Genomic DNA, 16,440 nt, shown 5'->3' on the forward strand with positions numbered 1-16,440 from the left:
TCGCTAAATTAAAGGGATTCAACGTTATTTATAAAAGTCAGTTAAATTATTTGTTAAATTTTTTAACATAAGGCCAACCTGCAAATTGTTTACCCGTTGCAGGGTCGGTGCGCCACTCCCAACACTCTAATTGATAGTGTTGCTGCTGGTGATTAACCTTGATAATGCCATAGCCTTCACTTTTGAGCTCTCGGTCGGCCAAAAATTTACCCCAGCTGTTATTTTGTTTAGCAAACTCTTGGTGGCTAATTTTTGGATTGGCCACCGCTAATACACGCATTTTATTACCAAAGGTATCAATAAATTCTCCCGTATTTCTATCGTTATTGCGTTGATTAGAGAGCGCTGGTTTAGGCTCAAACCAGCGCTGCCAAAATGCGGCACTGGCAGGTCCGGCAAAAAATAAACTACCATCATCGTAATCCTCAATCCCTTGATAAGCTAACAAGCCTAAATGCTGATCACCGGCAATAACCAACGCATTGGCTTCACTGACCAACTTAACTGCCTGGGTTCTACCATCCGCTGGGTAACCATTTGAATCAAAGTCAATGAGTGCATTCCCTTTTTCATCTGTCTGTGGTGATCCCCATATTGATGCCGTAATACAAATTTTAGGTTTACCTGGGTGCATACTTTGCCAAGCTTTTAAAAATGACTCTTGGCGTTGACCTAATAGCTCACCCGTTGTTGCAAGTTTGTCTGCTTTATAATCCGGCGGAGATTTAAATTTACGATCCTCTACAATGGCAAAACTAATTCCACCATATTCAAATGTGGCGTAAGCCACTGGAATGCCATATTTAATTGGTGTAGGGTCGTACGGATCCGGGTTATGCCCATGTTGAATGCGATAAACCATTCTGATCAAATCTTTATCCCATTTAAAGCCACCATCTTCTTCTTTTGGTTTATCTGAGTTTTCACCACCATCTCCCCACAAGTTACCTTGCAATACGTCGTGGTCATCAGCAAGGATGATGGTTGGTTTGTCTTTTATGCTGTCGGCAAACGCCCAATACCATAAATACCATTTATATAGGGTATCTAGCTTGGCATCAGGTGTGTGGCGGCCATATCGAGTTGGGTAAGTTTCATAGTATTGGTCACCACAAAAGACATACATATCGGGATTATGATAAGCAGTATTTTCTATCAGTTCAGTATGGGGAAATAAAATATTGTCTTTAGTGTAGCGTCCAAGTTCTCGCTCTGTGGCGATGAGCTTAGTGTAATAGGTATTATCAAGGCTTTTCGATGTAGGTATAATGCAAGAATACAGTGCAATAGCAAACTCTTTACTATTTTGAGGGTCCTTCGCCACGGTGCCGTGGTATAAACTATCGCGCGCATTATTTGGGTCAACTATACGGTATGAGTGAGTGTGTAAATAATCCCAGCCAGTGACTCTAAAGCGCGCTACGTAGCCATCTTCAATCTTTGCATTGGCAGCTAATCGCCAATTTTTATCACCTTGCGTTTTATATTCTAAGCTTACGGATGGCAAAGCCTGTGTATCAAGCGGCATTAATTGGCACGTTAACTTTAGTACCTCCTTATTTACTGTATACATGCAACCTACAACGGGTCCTAATGTATTACTAATATTTTTAGTTATTTTTGCTCCACCAGTTTGAATCTCACTAAAACTCCAACGCGCGCCATCTCCTAGTGGTTCAGAGGAGCTTAATAAAGAAATGCCGCCTTGTAATTGCTCGCTTGGTACTTTGTGAAGTAAAGCAAAACCAAGCTCTTGACCACTCTCTGCATCAGTAGCCACTAAACGTATATCAAAATACTCGCTTTCTATGGGATCTATATGGCAATCAAGCGTTATTTTCTTTCCATCTTGATACTGCTTTAAGGTGAACAGGTCTCTATTAATTGTCTCAAATTTAAGTGGTTTATTTTCATCATCAAAGCGTCGAAACGAAAGCTTACCACTGCTTTCAAATGCTGCAATTATCCCGCCATTGACTCCTCCCGCTCGCTGAGCCAGTGCAGCCCCTTTAGCGGTTAACTCCCCTTTTCCAACGCCAAGTAAAAATCCACAGAACCCATTTTCACCCGGGGTTAAATTACGTACGGTGGTTTTTAGGCGAGCGCTTTGTAAAGAGCTATTGAGCTGCCTAGTTAATAACGAGACGGTGCGTGCTTCAAAGCTTTTACCTTCTCGTATACATATGAGCTCATTCCCTTCGCGCTGCCAATCTTGAAGTCTGTTTCCCCAAAAATGCGCTCCTAACCATACTTGCTTACTCAGCATGGTGTTATCTATAGGTGCTGTTGATGCTAAATCTCCTCTGTAGGAGGCAAATAGCCCAGCACAGCCATTTAACATACTTGAGCCAATTAAGCCGGCACTGAGTTTTAAAAAACTTCTACGCTTCATTTAATCACCTGTATTATTGTGTGTGAGTTAAACTGCGTTGTATAAAAAGTGTTTATACAAAAGGGAGTTATACACCTAAATAGCCATTAGGATTATTGCTTTGCCAACGCCATGTATCTTTCATCATATCTTCGAGAGTATATTTGCAGTGCCAACCTAAAACAGTCTTCGCTTTCGTAGAGTCAGCCCAAAACGCGGCAAGGTCGCCATCGCGTCTTTTGACTATGTTAAACTTAATATCAACCCCCGTATGGCGAATAAATGCTTTTACTATGCCAAGCACAGAATAAGGCGTGCCTGTACCTAAGTTAAATGCCTCATAAAGGCTATGCTTTTGCTCACCTAGCCATACAAGCGCTTTTATATGTCCTTCGGCTAAGTCGCTCACATGTATATAGTCACGCTCACACGTGCCATCTTCTGTAGGATAGTCACCACCAAAAATAGCGAGTTTGTCACGTTTACCTACAGCTACCTGAGCAATAAAAGGCATTAAGTTATTAGGAATACCTAATGGGTCTTCTCCTATTTGGCCGCTAACATCTGCTCCTATAGGATTAAAATATCGCAAACTTGCCACTTGGAGAGCTGTGTTAGAGGCAACGATTTCTTGCAAAATTTGTTCGATCATTACTTTGGTTTGCCCATATGGGCTTGCAGCGCGTCCAAGCGGTAAGTCTTCGGTATAAGGGACTGAAGCACCTTGACCATAAACCGTAGCTGAAGAGCTAAAAACTAGCTTATTAACGTTATATTTAAGCATGCACTGGCATAAGTTTAAGGTAGATACCAAGTTGGTATAGTAATATTCAAGTGGTTTTTTTATTGATTCGCCAACCGCTTTTAAGCCAGCAAAGTGAATAACAGAATCAAACTTGTGCTCGCAAAACGTGGCAGATAACTTGTCAGTATCGAGTAAACTGGCATGAATAAATTCTACTTTGCGCTTTGCTAAGGCCTCTACACGAGTTAGCGCTTCACGACTTGAGTTACTTAAATCATCTATTACAACTACATCAAAACCATCTCTTAATAAGCTTAAAACAGTGTGGCTGCCAATATAGCCCGCCCCACCTGTTACCAGTACTTTGTCCATTTGGCTCTCCTTATGCACTAATAAGTGATACACCTGTTGAAGGTACGCTTGTGTATATTGTTTCTTTTAATCCAGTTTGCTGCTCGTACTGCGATTCAATAGCGTAAATTACATCCTTTACTAAAACCTTAGGAACAAATGCAACCACACAGCCACCAAAACCACCGCCCGTCATTCTTACGCCGCCATGTGTATTAATTACATTTGCAATAATATCCACAAGAAAATCAATTTCTGGTGTCGTGATTTCGAACAAATCACGCATGGATTCATGGCTTTGCATCATCAGTTTGCTTAATGCTGTGGTGTCGTTATTACTAAACGCGTGCATCGCCTCTAGAGTTCGCGCATTTTCATACACTATATGCTCAACACGTTTTGCAACATCTGCTTTTAAGGTATGCTTTTGCGCCTCAAACTCCTCAATACTAACCTCACGTAAGCTTGATTTAGCTAAGGCCTCAGCACCTTCATAACACTGCTCGCGGCGTAAGTTGTATTCGCTATCTAGCAAGCCACGCTTAACGTTAGAGTTAATCATCAAAATGCTCATGCTTGGGTCAATACCCACTTCAATTAAATCAAGTGAGCGGCAATCAATACCCAGTGCTTGCCCCTGCTTACCACATGCTGAAATAAGCTGATCCATTATCCCGCAGTTGCATCCCACAAAATTGTTTTCTGCAGCTTGCGCAATTTTGGCTACCTCTTTTCGCTCAATAGACAAATCACATAAATGATTAAACGCATAGGCAATACCCACCTCAAGGGAGGCCGAAGAACTAAGGCCTGCGCCCTGGGGTACATTACCGCTGATACAGATATCGCTACCACTTAGTGTATAGCCGCTTTTTTGTAATTCATTTACTACACCGCGCACGTAGTTACTCCACGTTTGAGTGCTGTGGCTATTAAGCTCAGTATTAATAAAAAACGAATCTGTTTGATTATTACAATCAAGTGCAAGTACATTTACTTTATCGTCATCTCGCGCCGACACCGCAATAAAAGTGGCGTATTCAATAGCGCAAGGTAGTACAAACCCGTCATTATAATCTGTATGTTCACCAATTAAATTGACACGCCCAGGAGCTTTAACTATAAAGTCTGCTTCGCGTCCATAGTGATTAATAAAAGCTAAACGTACGCTATGCTCAACATTCATTTCTTGTTCTCTTTATAATGAGTGAGTGATTGTTTTTTTAATATAGTTGCGGCTTGCTCTGGGGTTATATCGCGCTGCGCTTCAGCCATCATTTCATAACCCACCATAAACTTTTTAACAGTTGCAGAGCGTAACAGTGGCGGGAAGAACTGGCCGTGTAATTGCCAATATGAGTCATCTTGGTCATCATATGGCGCACCATGCCACCCCATTGAATAAGAAAATGAACATTGAAATAAATTGTCGTATTTGACTGTGATTAGTTTGATCACCTCAGCTAAACTCGCTTGCTGGACTGTTGTTAAATCAGTCATTCTGGTTATCGCAAAGCGCGGTAATAGAAGCGTTTCAAATGGCCACGCAGCCCAATAAGGCACAACCACTAGCCAGTCATCATTGATACAGACAACGCGCTCCTGTAATTCCACTTCTCGTTTGGCATAATCAAGCAATAAGTTTGACCCATGCTGATCGGTGTATTGTTGTAAGTTAACCTGCTTGCGCTCGACTAAGCTAGGTAGCTGGTGTTGCGCCCAAATTTGGCCATGCGGGTGCGGATTAGAGCAACCCATTACAGCGCCTTTGTTTTCAAACACTTGTACCCAGCGGTAGGTCTGTGATAGCTCTTTACATTGCTGCTGCCACGTTGCCACCACATTGGTAATTTCAGCCAAAGACAATTCAGGCAAGGTTTTCGAATGATCCGGCGAAAAGCAGATTACTCGTGCAGTACCGCGCTCAGTTTGCATACTAAATAATGGATCATCAAACGCAACATCAGGTACATCTTCACGCAGTGCAGCAAAGTCATTGGTAAAAACAAACGTCCCTTCATAATCAGGGTTTACTTCACCATTGATCCGAGTATTGCCTTTACATAAAAAACAGTTTTCGTCATAGGCTGGTTTGATTTCATGATCGACACTCTCTTCTTGGCCCTGCCAAGGGCGCTTAGCTCTATGCGGTGAGACCAATACGGATTCCCCTAATAAAGGGTTAAATCGGCGATGTGGGTGTTCAGTAGGGTCAAATTGGCTGTTTTGATTATTCATTACTGAAAGCCTTAATTACTATTTTGAAATGTGCCGGCATCAAGCACTTGCTTACGCGGTGTAAAACGGCAAATATAATTCCAATTCCAACTAGCATCATATTTATGACACAGCCCCCAACTAAGACCTGGCGCAGGGTTTTCATCAAAGCCTTTGCTTGGGCGGTATAAACCTATGGCTTCAGGCCCGCCTTTAATATGCGCCATTATTTCAAAGTTAATACCGTCTTTTGCAAATTGAATGGTATTTTTTTCAGGGCCGTCCGTTGTCAGCAGGCTGGCAATTCCGCCTCTGAAGTTCCACACCACCACTTCATGACCACTGTTAGAGATAGGGTTAAACTCTGATTTTACATACGGGCCCATTACGTCATCAGCAATTGCAACCCCATGTTTGATTTCACGCCCGCCAAAGTTCATCCCCTCTCCTTGCGTTTCACCTTTGTAATACAAGTAAAATTTATTTTGGAAAAACACTAAACATGGATCGTGTACTTTATGGCTATCAAAACTGCCTTTTTTACTAACGGCAAAGCGGTTGTCTTCATCCCCAGACCACACACCATCTTTACTTGGGCTAACGATTGGCGCAGCTGACTTGTGCCATGGGCCAAAAGGAGAATCGGCCAGAGCAATGGCAATATGCTCGTATTGACGGTTGGTATAAGGTGTTTCAACTGTTTGATAAACCAAATAATACTTACCTAGATGAGCAAATACTTCAGGTGTAAATACGGCACGGTCATCATATTCACCGGCTTTACCACGTGCAATAGCAACGCCTTGCTCTTGCCACGTAATACTGTCTTTCGATGTGGCATGCCACACTTGTGTTAAATCCCACGGAAATACTTTTGCCTCGGGATCATTTGCATTAAAACCTAACGTTTCGCCTTCGCCTTTGGTGTACCAACAGTGGTAAAGCCCATCTATATATAAAACTGATGACGGATCACGGCGAATAACCCCTTCTTGATAAGCAAAATCACCTTTTAAAGGCGCTACATCAAACTCTGTTAACCATTGAGGACCTCGGCTGTCATAGCCTCTTTCGATTGCTCGGCGGCTCGCTAAACTTAATTTTTGTTGATTATCAGACATGTCTATTCCTTACTTTGCACTGTTTAATTTAAGCGCTTGGTAAACGTCAAAAGGTAAAATGGCGCCTTGATGCTGCACAACGTGTGAGGCAACTTTATCAGCCATGTGTAATGCGGTTTGTGGTTCATGATGAGTCATTCTGGCCGCTAAGTAAGTGCCCGCAAAAGAGTCGCCTGCCGCGGTGCTGTCAACTTGCTGTGGCGCAGGATTAAATGAGCACTGCGCCGTTAAGCTATTTTGGCAAAACACCTGCATGCCTTTATTACCGGCTTTTACTATCACTTCATTAACAGCAAATTGTTGGCAATACTGGACTATTTCGCCAATATCCGTGTGGCCAAATAAGGTCTGGTGGTCATCAAGCCCAGGCAATACGAGATCACTGATTTGGTATGCGCGCTCTAACCAGTCAATTGCATGCTCTTTTGATTGCCACATACGGGCACGGTAATTAGGGTCAAACGCAATGGTGCAGCCTTGTCGTTTTAAACTGGCTAATAAATCAAGTAATGCTTGTTTAGATTCATTATCAAGAATGGCTAAACTGATACCACTAAAAAACACCCAATCACTTGCGCCTAAACCTAAATCAAATGGCTTGGCAGCAAACAGTTGCATCATATGTTTAGCAGCAGATTGATTACGCCAATAATCAAAACTACGCTCACCTTGTTGATCTGTTGAAATCGCGTAGATCCCTACATTATGCGTAGCCGTTTTTATTACTTGCTGAGCGCTAATGCCTTCTTGTTGCCATTTTTTCAGCATGTTGACACTTAATACGTCTTCACCAACCGCTGTAAATAATTCACAATTTAGCTGCTGTGCAAAACGCTTGGCGTAAACTAAAGCGTTATACGTATCTCCGGCAAACGATTGCTTGCATTCACTGATCCCTTGAGGAACCAGCTCCACCATACATTCGCCTATCGCTAATAAAGTACTCACACACCCTCCAATACTTTTTTAGCTGATACACCGGCTAATTGCGCTTCAATCTCTTCAATCGACTTGTTTTTCGTCTCTGGCATAATTTTATAAAGTAAGACAAAACCAATCACGCCACTAATGCTATAAAACAAAAAGATATTCGCCGCACCAAAATTATTTAATTGCCAAGGGAAAAATTGCTGAACTAAGTAGCTCACAACACTTGCAATAAAGGCAAACGTTGGAATGGCAACACCACGGATACGGGTTGGGAATATTTCAGAAAAAATAACCCACATTATAGGCCCGATTGAAAAATGAAATGCGGCAATAAAACCTGCAATACCGAGTGAAATAAGTGGGGCATTAATTGTTGCCGCACGTTGTATTAAATCACTTTCAAAACCTTGTAATTGGGTTGCAGAGAACACCGTGGCCAAAGCACGTTTAAACTCAACATCACTGTGATATACCTGACCAATTAATTGCTCTAACCCAGTCACTGTATTTAAGTTCGAAAATTCAGCAATATGCTCTGCTGATAGACTATACTCGGCTTGACTAAAGCCGATATAACACATAAATAAGCTCAACGTTGCCGTTGCTAAACCGCCAATCACTAAAGGTCGACGGCCAAGCTTATCAATCAAAACAATAGCCACCACTGTAAACACAATACTAACCAAACCAATTAACACCGCATTTAAAAAGGCCGCATCAGTCCCCACACCCAACTGCTCAAACACCGTTGGCGCATAAAACATAATGGCGTTAATCCCAGTGACTTGCTGTACCAATGCTATTGTTAACGCAATAATCACAGCAGCACGAACACGACTATCAAGTAACTGTTTGAATGAAGCTAAGTAGCTTCCGCTATCTGAGTAGTCGGTTAAACTCGACTTTATGGATTGCAGTTGTTCAGCGGCCAGCGTACTACATTTGGTTAAGCGTAATAACACCGCTTTTGCACGTGTTTCGTTGCTTTTCATAACTAACCAGCGAGGGCTTTGCGGAATAGTAAATAACAATAAAAACCAAATAACAGCAGGAATAACTTCAACACCCAGCATCCAACGCCATAAGTTATCTTGCATTGCATAAGTACTGACCCATTGATAACTACTTTGTGATAGCTCAACGAGTAAATAATTTGCGAAATAGGCTGCAGATAAACCGACAACAATATTTATTTGGATCATAGAAACCAACTTGCCACGGTACTTAGCTGGGGCTACTTCGCCAATATACATTGCAGCCACTGATAAAGACGTAAATGCCAATCCACCAATAAAACGTGCAATCACTAACGCTTCGTAACTTTGCGCTAATACCGAAGAAATAGCTGAAAATATATAAATGAATGCAATGCCAATCAGTGTATTTTTACGACCAAATACGTTACATATATACCCGGTGATCAATAAGGCGAATAACACGCCAAAACCAGGAGCGCTTACCACAGTGCCTATTTGTATATCAGTTAAATTAAACTCAGCAGAAACAAAACGAACCGTTCCTGAGATCAAAGCAGCATCTAAGCCAAAAATAAAACCGCCAAAGGCGACCACCAAAGCGAAAAAGAACACATTACGGTTGCTACCATTCATACATCTTTATCCAATTTTGTTGTTATCGTTGTGTGTTAATTGAGAAATTAATAATCAGTGCATGCCGCTCTGGATATTGTTAACAATTAACCATGAGCGATTCATTTGAGGTTATTTCATAATTAACTCGTATGCAACATATATTTTAAAAAAACTAGCAAATTAGATTTGTACTTATAATTTTTTTAAACTTTTTAATTATTAAAAATCAATAAATTAGATGAATTCAGGTAAAACCAAATTAATTGCACTTTGTTAACAATTTTCAATATATGATTTTTCGTGTATGGTGTGTTAAATACTTAAATAAGGTTGGACAACAATGAAACATAAAAAAAATCTAGCTGTAACCGCACTCCTACTCGCTCTCACAGGATGTAATCAGCAGACAAACAGTGTGTCAGAACCCGTGGCATCACAAGCAACAAACACCAGCAAAACCCTGCTGCAGCTGTTAGATGATGACCAACATACAGCTAACACCGCTGTACAAATAAAAACCAGCGGCGCAAGAGTCACTAATGATGCTGGTGTGATTAATGTTGCATTTGATTCAGAGCAAAACCTCTATTCAGGTATCACATTAACCCCGGATACCCCATGGGATTGGAGCCAATTTAAAGATTTCAATATTGCCTTTGAGCTTGCAAACCCAGGCCAACATTCAGTACAAATTTACTTAGATATCTCAGATATTGATGGTGCTAATTATACCCGCACAGTGAATGTACCTATCGGTGGCTTTAATACTTATTATGCCAAACTTGATGGCCATGATTTAGCCACTCCTGAGGGAGAAGAAAATGTAGAGCTTAACTTTACCTCAGGCTTACGCTCTAATCCTGCAACATGGCAATCCGATGAAACTCAGTTTATCTCTATGTGGGGCAAAAAGAATTTAAACCTAAAAGGGATCACTAAGATTTCTTTGAGTGTACAAAGCGCATTACATGATAAAGCATTACAGATAAAATCAATCGATTTACGTAGCAACCCTGAATTCGATACTGAATTTTTAACCCACATTGTTGATAAGTTTGGCCAAAATGCAAAACAAGACTTTGCCTACAAAGTAGACTCTGAAGCCGAATTAATCGCAGATAAAAAACAAGAAGCGCAACAGCTGCTATCACAGCGTCCAGCAGATCGCTCACGCTTTGGCGGTTGGGCACAAGGGCCAAAACTTGAAGGAACAGGCTACTTTAGAACAGCAAAATACAAGGGTAAATGGTCGCTGGTTGACCCAGACGGTTACCTTTATTTGGCAACGGGTTTAGATATTATTCGTCTTGCCAATTCCACTACCTTAACTGGCTATGATTTTGACCAATCCCTATTCAAAAGTGCCAATGAATCAGGTTTAACACCGGAAGATTCTAAAGGCTTAAACCAAGTGAATAAAGAAGCCCTAGCAAGTCGCTTTGTCGCATCACAAGTACGTAAAGACCTGTTTGAATGGTTGCCCAGCTACGATGAGCCAATGGGTAAACACTATGGTTACCGTAAGAGTGCTCACTCTGGTCCACTCGCTCATGGTGAAACTTACAGCTTTTATTCTTCCAACCTAGAGCGTAAATATGGTCAAAACAATAGCGACTATATGCAAAAATGGCGTGAAGTAACCTTAAAACGCATGATCACATGGGGCTTTACTTCACTAGGTAACTGGACAGATCCAAGCTACTACGATAATCAGCAAGTTCCCTACTTTGCCAATGGCTGGATCATCGGCGACTTTAAAACCGTTTCAAGCGGTAATGACTTTTGGGGTGCAATGCCTGACGTATTCGACCCGCATTTTACAGAGCGTGCCAATATTACAGTAGAAAATGTGGCTAAAGAGGTTAAAAACTCTCCTTGGGCAGTAGGCGTGTTTATTGATAACGAAAAAAGCTTTGGTCGCCCTGATTCAGTGCAAAGCCATTATGGTATCGTGATCAACACCCTAGGCAGAGACGCCGCCACAGTGCCAACTAAAGCTGAATTCTCACGTTTAATGAAACAAAAATACACTGACATAAACGAACTCAATAAAGTGTGGCATTTAAATTTAGCCTCATGGCAAGAGTTTGATAAAGGCGTGAAAGTGGATGTTAAAAACAACGACCAACTGGCTGACTTTTCAATTATGCTAAGCGCTTACGCCGATAAATATTTTAGCGTTGTTGATGCAGCTATGGATAAATACTTACCTAATCACTTGTACTTAGGCGCACGTTTTCCTGATTGGGGAATGCCCATTGAAGTCGTTAGAGCATCAGCAAAGCATGTTGATGTGATAAGCTTTAATGCATACAAAGAAGGCATTAAACCTAAAAAATGGGAATTCTTAAGCGAATTCGACAAGCCAACTATTATTGGTGAGTTCCATGTAGGCGCATCAGATTCTGGCCTATTTCACCCTGGTCTTATCCATGCGTCAAATCAACAAGACCGTGCTAAAATGTACAAAGATTACATGCGTTCAGTGATTGATAATCCATACTTTATTGGTGCTCACTGGTTCCAATACATAGACTCACCTATTACAGGACGAGCTTATGATGGAGAAAACTATAACGTTGGCTTTATTACAGTCACAGATCGCCCCTATACTGAAATGGTCGAAGCGGCAAAAACTATAAACAACGAAATGTACGAGCGTCGATTTAAAAAATAAGCTTAAATAGTGGTCTATTGTAATGTGTTGACAATAGACCATTCGCTTTTTTTTATATACACTAAGTAAAGAAAAACAAAGCATAAAATAAACGTAGGAAAAAATATGGCCGCAACTAAACCAACAAAAATTTTATCTGTAAAAGATCAGATAGCTGAGCAGCTACGTTCAGATATTATTTCTGGTGAGATGCCCCCACAAACTAAATTAAATGAAAAAGAATTAGCAGAACGATTTGGCCTATCTCGTGGCCCTATCCGCGATGTTATACTGCAATTAACGAAAGAAGGTTTATTGATTTCACGTAATAACTGTGGCGCATCAGTAAACAGTGTACTCGACCCTAAACTGCAAAAGTTAATGATCAAACTTCGCCGCAGTATCGAAGAATATGCCGTAACCGAGTTAAACGGCAGTTTAAATGAGCAACACTTTGCAGATTTAGAAGATATCTTAGCTTCGTTGCAAGATGCCTTGGAGCGTGAAGATTACACTGAAGTCACAAAAATCGATATCTCGTTTCACCAATATTTAATTTACCAAGCTGGTGGTGAAGAACTGGTTAATATTTGGTATCCGTATGTCATGCGTATGCGTTTAAATTACAAACGTATTACCTCAAGTTCTGAGTGTGTTAACGAACACCGCGCAATTCTTGAAGCCCTAAAAGCCCAAGATAGCGCCACTGCAATCAAAGCGATTAAACACAATATCAAGTAATGAAATAAATTTTATGCTGAATTAAAGCCGCTGCAAAGTGGCTTTTTTAGTTTTAAAGCCAATAAAACCCCTTTTAGTTATTATTCACAAAGAGATTATGAGGCGCTGCGCTTAAGAGAAGACATTTAAACCCACCATATAATTCATTCGCCGTCACTACTCATGGTTATAGCATCCGCCAATAAAACCTAAATCTCATAATATTGATTTATCGTTTCGCTCAAAGCTAAGTAGCGTCAAACATTCTGAGCAGTAACCAAATGCTGATAACCATTGGCTATCAACGCTTGCTCCATTATCTCAATGACTGCGCGACTGTTAGCATGAGGTATCACATCAGATTCTAACTTGTTCGTTAAGATAAGCGTTGAAATATGCTCTATCTCAAACTCAAAGCTTTCCCCTGTACTATCAATTTCAATTTTTTGTTTGGCTCCATAGTGCGTGATCTCAATAATTTGGGGGTTCCACCATTTTTCATGGATGATAATCTCAACATTTGGGCCTGATAAAACAGCTTTACTTGGTAAGTTTCTGGTTATTGAAGCTGATAGATTACCTTGTACCTTGGTGTTAAATACAAAGTAGACCATTTCATCAACGGCTGATATTGGATTATCTCGCGTAATATTTACTAAGGGTTTCTGTAGAGGAATATTTAACTGACGACAAATATCGACATATAGCCATAGAGGATATACCCCAACGTCTAATGTGGCACCTCCACACTGTTTTGGATCAAATAGACGATTAGTATTATTAAACTCATTCTTAGTACCAAATGAAGCCTCAATACAAGTAATTGCCAGATTATGACTTTTAATAAATTTAAGCAGTTCACGATAAGCAGGAAAAGTAACTGATTTCATTGCCTCAATAAGCAAAAGGTTTTTACTCTTTGCTAAATTGAGCATTTCATCCCAATCTTTGACATTAGTAAAGGCTGGCTTCTCTACAAAAACATGCTTATTATGAGCTAAAAATAAAGCTACTAACTCTTTGTGGCATGGATGAATAGTCGCCACATAAACAACATCGACGTGTGGATTTTCTGCAAGCGATTTATAATCACCATACGCAGTCTGGCAAGCGAACTCATTGGCAAATTTATCCGCTCTTTCTTGAGAGCGCGATGACACAGCATATAACTCTGCATTATTTACATTATTTTTTAAATCGAAAGCAAAACGCTGCGCAATACTACCAAGCCCGGCAATTCCCCATCGCACTGTTTTAATTTTATTCATCTAGTCCTATTGCCTTTAGCTATAGATTATTAATAGCCTCAAGTACTTCAATTGATTTAACAAGCCACCTATTGAGTTTTCACCACTATATGCTCGGTTGTTTTAAGGTGTTTCGTTAAGCCAGCCTATTAACTTTTGTATATGCCCTGTTGAAGAGATAATCATATAACAAGCTTGCAGATAGCCCATTTCGTGTAATGACTGAAGCGCATGTGCGTCAAGCTGCGCCAATGCTTGTTCGTTAATGGCGTATAAGCCATTATACGTTTGCTTTTCGCCATGTTGAGTGAGGCTCAGTTGTACGGCTTCTAGCAACTCATGCTCTAGCAAGGTTGTAATAAACGCGCTAGTGCGCTTATTACCGTGCATTAATGTCATTAACTGCTCACAAACAGCATTCAAGTAAGCTGTGGGATCTCCTTGCTGATCAAAAATCCGCTCTCCTGTGTTTTCATTAACCCGTGGGTGATCTTGGTGAATAAGCACCGCTAAATCGTTATCCGTAGGCTCGGTTATAGTGGCACCACGTAGACCTAGTTTGAACGGCTGGCGCTTGATGTGCAGCGGAATGTGTTGTGCTCGCCAATGTCCTTGCTGCAAAAATAGGTTCTCTCCCGCTGTAAAGCCGGTTAAAACAAACAGTTCAAACTGGCCTGTCTGTGGGTTTTTCATAAAATACACAGGGTAATCTAGCACCAATTGTTTTAGCTCATCAGCCACTATGGGAATGTAATTGATATTGTCACCAAATTCAGCACTTGGCGCATTGTTTATGTATAAGTTTGCGTGTGTTTTTTTATCTAATAATGTTGCGTTTGTCATCGTAAAGTTGCTCATTTAAATGCGGTGATTTAGCTAAATTTTTTGTAAACCATACTGCTTGATTTGTTTTAATAATGTGCGGTTATCCGGTAATTTACTCACTAATTCAGCCGTGTCTTTGGTATTTTTAGCTGCTAGATTGTGCGCTTTTTTAATCGCGCGAGGATGATTTCCATAATGGGTCGTCGCCGTTTTAAAGCCCATGCCATACAGTACGTATTGGTAGCTTGCTGCCGGAAATACCTCGACAGAATAATCAAAGTGGTTGTCATTAGGGATATGTGTTCGCCATAACGCTAGGTTATCTTGTAAGCTTTGCGGGATACTTTGCTCAGCGCAATGTTGCTGCCAAAAAAGGCTATCGGTTCGCTCACTTAACATGTAGTGCAGCTTTAAAAAATCGATAATACGCTGCCAACGATAGCTAAAGGTGCGATTAAATCGTGCGGCAGTTATATCCATGACTTGCCGGTTAGCTGGTAATTGCTCTGCTATAAAGTTAGCGGATATTTCCACCAGCAATAAGGCCGACGCCTCTAATGGCTCTAAAAATCCAGCCGACAAACCAATTGCCACACAGTTTTTGTGCCAAAACTTTTCTCTGTGTCCTGGTTCAAAACTAATTTTTTTCACATTAAAGTCAGCCCGCTTAGCGGGCGAGATGTTTAAGTAATCAAAAAGCTGCTCTTTGGCCTCTTGCTCACTGATATGGCGGCTTGAGTAAACGTGCCCTACTCCACGACGTGTCTGCAGGCCAATATCCCATATCCAACCTGCTGTTTGTGCTGTAGAGATGGTGTGTGAACTAATCACCTGAGTTTCATCGTCATACGGCATGTGTACTGCTAATGCGCTATCAGCAAACAAAATGTCTTTGCATGATTTAAAGCCGATTTTTAAATTCTCACCTAACAGTAAAGATTTCAACCCTGAGCAATCTATAAATAAATCGCCGCAAAGCGCCGTGTTATTATCCAAACTTAAGGAGTGTATATCGCCATTAGCGTTATTATTTACCGATAAAACACTGGCCACTACATGTGTTACATTTAAGTGGTTGATGCAATGATTTTTTAAAAATGTGGCAAATAGGCCAGCATCTAAATGATATGCGTAATTTGCCACACCACTGTATTGTGGAGTTGTTAGGGCTTTAGGCGCTAGGTTGTGCTCACACAATGCGTGTTGGGGGCAAACAAAATTTGCAAAATGGTTATGCGGTGCTGCTGAGTCAGTGTTTTGGCGAAGCCAAGCTGTGGCTAAATCATTATCTGCAAACCCTTGTGGCATCATTAACGGGTGGTAGTAAAAGTCGTTTTCTTTTGTGCTATGCCAGTTAGCAAATTTGGCACCTTGTTTAAACGATACATTACATTGATTAATAAACTGCGCTTCATCAACCCCCATATTTTGTAACGTTCTGCGCATGGTCGGCCATGTTCCCTCACCGACGCCAACCGTTGCTATATCAGCTGATTCAACTAATGTAATGTGATAATTAAGACTGTGATGTTTTTTTAAATAGGCTGCAATAATCCCCGCACTTAACCAACCAGCGGTTCCACCACCGACTATTACAATTGATTTTAATGTATCATTCATAGCAACCTCTATTATTGCTATATAGCCAATAAAAAGAGCAAGACT

At 40.8% G+C, this 16,440-nt stretch carries 12 protein-coding genes; 2 read left to right on the plus strand and 10 right to left on the minus strand.

Features of this window, described 5'->3' with window-relative positions:
* Window positions 1-46 precede the first annotated feature (46 nt).
* The 7 genes from EJ103_RS09235 to EJ103_RS09265 form a co-directional block, all read right to left on the minus strand.
* Window positions 47-2,392: an alkaline phosphatase D family protein gene (locus tag EJ103_RS09235; RefSeq protein WP_126007283.1), complete on the minus strand. Its 2,346-nt coding sequence runs from the start codon at window positions 2,390-2,392 to the stop codon at window positions 47-49.
* 67 nt (window positions 2,393-2,459) lie between these two features.
* On the minus strand, window positions 2,460-3,488 hold the full coding sequence (gene galE, locus EJ103_RS09240; protein WP_126007285.1) for a UDP-glucose 4-epimerase GalE: 1,029 nt from the start codon (window positions 3,486-3,488) through the stop codon (window positions 2,460-2,462).
* A gap of 10 nt (window positions 3,489-3,498) precedes the next feature.
* Window positions 3,499-4,653 (minus strand): galactokinase, encoded by a 1,155-nt coding sequence (gene galK, locus EJ103_RS09245; protein WP_126007287.1) that lies wholly within the window; start codon window positions 4,651-4,653, stop codon window positions 3,499-3,501.
* Window positions 4,650-5,705 carry a UDP-glucose--hexose-1-phosphate uridylyltransferase gene (locus EJ103_RS09250; RefSeq protein ID WP_126007289.1) on the minus strand — a complete coding sequence of 352 codons (1,056 nt, stop codon included), beginning with the start codon at window positions 5,703-5,705 and terminating at the stop codon, window positions 4,650-4,652. Before EJ103_RS09250 ends, galK begins: the two co-directional genes overlap by 4 nt.
* An 11-nt stretch (window positions 5,706-5,716) precedes the next feature.
* On the minus strand, window positions 5,717-6,805 hold the full coding sequence (locus EJ103_RS09255; RefSeq protein WP_126007291.1) for a family 43 glycosylhydrolase: 1,089 nt from the start codon (window positions 6,803-6,805) through the stop codon (window positions 5,717-5,719).
* A gap of 9 nt (window positions 6,806-6,814) precedes the next feature.
* Window positions 6,815-7,753, minus strand: a complete 939-nt coding sequence (locus EJ103_RS09260; protein WP_126007293.1) for a sugar kinase — start codon at window positions 7,751-7,753, stop codon at window positions 6,815-6,817.
* Window positions 7,750-9,345 carry an MFS transporter gene (locus EJ103_RS09265; protein WP_126007295.1) on the minus strand — a complete coding sequence of 532 codons (1,596 nt, stop codon included), beginning with the start codon at window positions 9,343-9,345 and terminating at the stop codon, window positions 7,750-7,752. Before EJ103_RS09265 ends, EJ103_RS09260 begins: the two co-directional genes overlap by 4 nt.
* 322 nt (window positions 9,346-9,667) lie before the next feature.
* Here EJ103_RS09265 and EJ103_RS09270 point away from each other — a divergent pair, with 322 nt between their 5' ends.
* Both EJ103_RS09270 and EJ103_RS09275 read left to right on the plus strand, forming a co-directional pair.
* Window positions 9,668-12,004 carry a beta-galactosidase gene (locus tag EJ103_RS09270; RefSeq protein ID WP_126007297.1) on the plus strand — a complete coding sequence of 779 codons (2,337 nt, stop codon included), beginning with the start codon at window positions 9,668-9,670 and terminating at the stop codon, window positions 12,002-12,004.
* Between the two features lie 105 nt (window positions 12,005-12,109).
* A complete protein-coding gene (locus EJ103_RS09275) occupies window positions 12,110-12,724 on the plus strand; it encodes a GntR family transcriptional regulator (RefSeq protein WP_096041592.1) in 615 nt (204 codons plus the stop codon).
* Between the two features lie 236 nt (window positions 12,725-12,960).
* On the opposite strand, the gene EJ103_RS09280 is transcribed toward EJ103_RS09275, so the two are convergent.
* The 3 genes from EJ103_RS09280 to EJ103_RS09290 all read right to left on the minus strand — a co-directional run bounded on the left by EJ103_RS09280 (window position 12,961) and on the right by EJ103_RS09290 (window position 16,395).
* On the minus strand, window positions 12,961-13,971 hold the full coding sequence (locus EJ103_RS09280; protein ID WP_126007299.1) for a Gfo/Idh/MocA family oxidoreductase: 1,011 nt from the start codon (window positions 13,969-13,971) through the stop codon (window positions 12,961-12,963).
* A gap of 102 nt (window positions 13,972-14,073) precedes the next feature.
* Complete coding sequence (locus tag EJ103_RS09285; RefSeq protein WP_126007301.1) at window positions 14,074-14,793, minus strand: SapC family protein; 720 nt, start codon at window positions 14,791-14,793, stop codon at window positions 14,074-14,076.
* A gap of 33 nt (window positions 14,794-14,826) precedes the next feature.
* Window positions 14,827-16,395, minus strand: a complete 1,569-nt coding sequence (locus EJ103_RS09290) for a tryptophan halogenase family protein (RefSeq protein ID WP_126007303.1) — start codon at window positions 16,393-16,395, stop codon at window positions 14,827-14,829.
* Window positions 16,396-16,440: the final 45 nt, after the last annotated feature.

Source organism: Pseudoalteromonas sp. Xi13 (assembly GCF_003952205.1).
GTDB lineage: Bacteria > Pseudomonadota > Gammaproteobacteria > Enterobacterales > Alteromonadaceae > Pseudoalteromonas > Pseudoalteromonas atlantica.

Coding starts and splice junctions, on each gene's coding strand:
- EJ103_RS09235 (WP_126007283.1), bottom strand. CDS start 2,392: ATGAAGCGTAGAAGTTTTTTAAAACTCAGTGCCGGCTTAATTGGCTCA.
- galE (WP_126007285.1), bottom strand. CDS start 3,488: ATGGACAAAGTACTGGTAACAGGTGGGGCGGGCTATATTGGCAGCCAC.
- galK (WP_126007287.1), bottom strand. CDS start 4,653: ATGAATGTTGAGCATAGCGTACGTTTAGCTTTTATTAATCACTATGGA.
- EJ103_RS09250 (WP_126007289.1), bottom strand. CDS start 5,705: ATGAATAATCAAAACAGCCAATTTGACCCTACTGAACACCCACATCGC.
- EJ103_RS09255 (WP_126007291.1), bottom strand. CDS start 6,805: ATGTCTGATAATCAACAAAAATTAAGTTTAGCGAGCCGCCGAGCAATC.
- EJ103_RS09265 (WP_126007295.1), bottom strand. CDS start 9,345: ATGAATGGTAGCAACCGTAATGTGTTCTTTTTCGCTTTGGTGGTCGCC.
- EJ103_RS09270 (WP_126007297.1), top strand. CDS start 9,668: ATGAAACATAAAAAAAATCTAGCTGTAACCGCACTCCTACTCGCTCTC.
- EJ103_RS09275 (WP_096041592.1), top strand. CDS start 12,110: ATGGCCGCAACTAAACCAACAAAAATTTTATCTGTAAAAGATCAGATA.
- EJ103_RS09280 (WP_126007299.1), bottom strand. CDS start 13,971: ATGAATAAAATTAAAACAGTGCGATGGGGAATTGCCGGGCTTGGTAGT.
- EJ103_RS09285 (WP_126007301.1), bottom strand. CDS start 14,793: ATGACAAACGCAACATTATTAGATAAAAAAACACACGCAAACTTATAC.
- EJ103_RS09290 (WP_126007303.1), bottom strand. CDS start 16,395: ATGAATGATACATTAAAATCAATTGTAATAGTCGGTGGTGGAACCGCT.